At 69.2% G+C, this 3055-nt stretch carries 4 protein-coding genes; 3 read left to right on the plus strand and 1 reads right to left on the minus strand.

The genetic code is table 11. The annotated features are described in order from the left end of the window. The coding region (locus WA805_RS00275; RefSeq protein WP_425241357.1) for a maleylpyruvate isomerase N-terminal domain-containing protein at positions 1–869 on the plus strand (869 nt) is incomplete at its 5' end. 143 nt (positions 870–1012) lie between these two features. Continuing rightward, positions 1013–1396 carry a PPOX class F420-dependent oxidoreductase gene (locus WA805_RS00280; RefSeq protein ID WP_422276359.1) on the plus strand — a complete coding sequence of 128 codons (384 nt, stop codon included), beginning with the start codon at positions 1013–1015 and terminating at the stop codon, positions 1394–1396. Position 1397: 1 nt separating this feature from the next. On the opposite strand, the gene WA805_RS00285 is transcribed toward WA805_RS00280, so the two are convergent. Further along, complete coding sequence (locus tag WA805_RS00285; protein ID WP_422276357.1) at positions 1398–1787, minus strand: hypothetical protein; 390 nt, start codon at positions 1785–1787, stop codon at positions 1398–1400. Between the two features lie 99 nt (positions 1788–1886). Here WA805_RS00285 and WA805_RS00290 point away from each other — a divergent pair, with 99 nt between their 5' ends. Continuing rightward, a complete protein-coding gene (locus WA805_RS00290; RefSeq protein WP_422276355.1) occupies positions 1887–2465 on the plus strand; it encodes a TetR/AcrR family transcriptional regulator in 579 nt (192 codons plus the stop codon). Positions 2466–3055 lie beyond the last annotated feature (590 nt).

Below are 3055 nucleotides of genomic sequence, written 5' to 3' on the forward strand. Positions count from 1 at the left end.
CGGACCTGCCCGGAGAGTCGGCGCCGCCGGCCGAGCCGCCGCACGACTATGCCGCCCTGTTCGTCGTCGAGCGGGCCCGGCTGAATGACCTGCTCGCGGGCCTGCACGGGGCGGACTGGCAGCGGCCTTCGCCGTGCCCGGGCTGGAGCATTCTCGGACTGTGCGCCCATCTGCTCGGTGATGACTTCGGGCTGCTGGCCCGGCACCGCGACGGCCACTACGGCACACCTCCTCCCGCGGGCGCGACGGAGAGCGGGTTCGTGGCCTGGCTCGATGAGATGCAGGCCGAATGGGTCGGCGCATCGCGCCGGCTCAGCCCGCGGCTGATCACCGATCTGCTGCAGTGGACCGGGCCGCAGATCGCCGGTACGTTCCGCCGGGAAGACCCGCGTGCACGTACCGCCTCGGTGTCCTGGGCCGGCCCCGGCCCGGTGCCTGCCTGGCTCGACCAGGCCCGCGAGCTGTCGGAGTACTGGATCCACCGGCAGCAGCTCCGCCAGGGGCTGGGCCGCCCCAGCGATCTGCGCGCCGACCTGGCCGGGCCTGTGCTCGACGGGCTGCGCTGGGCCTACCCCTACCGGCTGGCCCAGGCTCCTTCGCAGCCGGGTGACACCGTGACGGTTGCCGTCACGGGCCCGGTCACCGAGACCTGGCATCTCGTGGCCGCCGGAACTGGCTGGCGCTTCGACGACCAGCCAGGAACCCGCACAGTCGCCAGCTTGGCGATGAGCACAGAAGACGCCTGGCGGCTGCTGACCAACAACCTGACAGCCGGCAGCCGGTCCGACCTCGCGGTATCCGGTGACGGCGCGATTATCGGCGTCCTGCTGCGCACCCGGGCGATCATCGGCGAGCCCAAGTGGGCATAGCGCGGCCGCCAGGTCCACGGGCACTTCGACTTCCCTGGGCGCCTCGTCGAGCGGGCGACGCTGGTCCGCCAGGTGTAGCCGTTCACGGTCGCGACCACCGGGCTCACTGTCACAGCACGTTGGGTGATTTGGTCTCAAGGGGCATGACTACCACCCTGGCTTCCCTGAAGAACTCCAAGACGATTCTCCTGACCACCTACAAGCGCGACGGAACAGCGGTGGGCACGCCCGTGAGCATCGCTTTCGACGGCGACCGGGCCTTCTTCCGCTCCTTCGACAAGGCCTGGAAGACCAAGCGGCTGCGGCGCGACCCGCATGTGCGGGCCGCTCCGTCGACGCTGCGGGGCGCGCCCACGGGTCCGGCCATCCGCGCCCGCGCGACCCTGCTGGAGGGTCAGCAGGCGCGCGTTGCCGCGAGCGCGCTGGCGCGAGACCACCGTGTCCTGCATGGAGTCCTCGTCCCCGCGATGCACCGTCTCAGGCGGTATCGCACCATGCACTACGAGCTAGAGCCTGACGCGGGGTGATCTAGGTGATGGCGGCCTGGACGTGATCGAAGAGAGCCTCGAGCACCACGTCGTGCGCTGGCTCGATCCGGTCGCGCCAGATCGCCTCGTACCTGCCGTCCGCGTAGCCCTCGACCGTGTGGCGCAAGACCGTCCCGCCCGCCGCGGGCTCCGCCTCGAACCAGTGCTCAAGCCGCATTTCATCCGGCCTGATTACCCGGAACGCGCGCAGGGCACCCGGGCGGTCGAATTCTTGCCACAGCATCCGCCCAGCCTCGTACAGGCGGTCCTCCACCAGCCGGGGAGGCGGCCCGATCTCGGTCGGCCAGGTGCGGTCGAAGTCGGCGATGAGCGGAGCGATCCGCTCCGGCGGCGCCATGAGGATTCGTTCGTGACGGTTCGTGATCTTCATCCGGTTACCTCGATTTACCTCGCTGCGGTCGATGGATCCGCTTCCCGGGAAAGTTCCGTACGGTACCGTATGGAACCGACCATACGGTACCGTATGGTCGTGCGCAAGCCGCGTCCGGGTCCTCTTACGCCCGGCGATTGGGCCAGGGCAGCCCTCGCCGCGATCGCCAGGGGCGGCATCGCGGCCGTCGCCGTGGAAAGCATCGCCGCCGATCTCGGGGCCACCAAGGGCAGCTTCTACTGGCACTTCAAGAACCGGGACGCGCTGATCCAGGCGGCGCTGGACCTGTGGGAGCAGAGCCGCACCGAGTCAGTCATCGAGGACCTGGAGCATGAGCCCGATCCGGCTGAACGCCTGAGAAAGCTCCTGGAGGCCGCCTTCGACCGCAGCCCGGCCGACCGAGCCGAGGTCGCCTTGCTCGCTAACCCGGAGCATCCGGCCGCGATAGCAGCCGTACGGCGGGTCGCGGATCGGCGGATCGGCTACATCGCCCAGCAGCTGGAGAAGCTGGGCTGGGAGCAAGGCGAAGCACTGGACCGTTCCGTAGTCCTGTACTACATCTATGCCGGATACCTGCAGATGGCGCACGTCGCACCGGATGTGACCGGCGATGACGCCCGCCGTCGGCACGTCCGCCTGATACTCGCCACCCTCGTCGCCGGCTCTTCGCAGCGCTAGGCCCGCCGCCCCCTCGGCACGCGACGCCTCGCCGGCGGGCCGGCGAGATGGAGTCGGCCCCGCAGATCTCGGGTGTCCGGCTAGCGCCGATAGGGGTACGTCCCTGACCTCAACAAGATGCGCCAGTTCTGTGCGCTGAAGCCCGATGGGCAATGTCCCGCTCCTCTTGCGGAGGGCTGCGGATGCTGTTGAAGAATTCGGCACCGCGGAGATCCAGGACCTGGTACTGCACACGGAGGTCAACGAATTCGGTGACTGGCCTTCAATCACGGTCTACTTCCATCGAGACCAGCCCGCCCACGGACACTGACGGCGGCGCGAGAGGGCCCCGGACAAGGGGTTTCAGATAACGGCGGTGCCGGCGCTCAGCCATTAGCGCCTCGCTGGGGTCGGCGGCGGCGACTGGGCGGGTGACGGAGCAGGGCGTTGACGCGGGCGGGGGTGTTGGGCTGATCCGGCGGCCAGTGCCGCGGATGACCGGGAATTGGGGATGGACCCGGTAGCGTGAGCCAGGAGCGGTAAGCTCGCGGTCGGCGCGGCGAGGTCGCGTCATGGCATGGCGATAGAGGACGTGGACTGATGGCAACAGG

This window comes from Trebonia sp., from assembly GCF_049794275.1.
Classification (GTDB): Bacteria; Actinomycetota; Actinomycetes; order Streptosporangiales; family Streptosporangiaceae; genus Trebonia.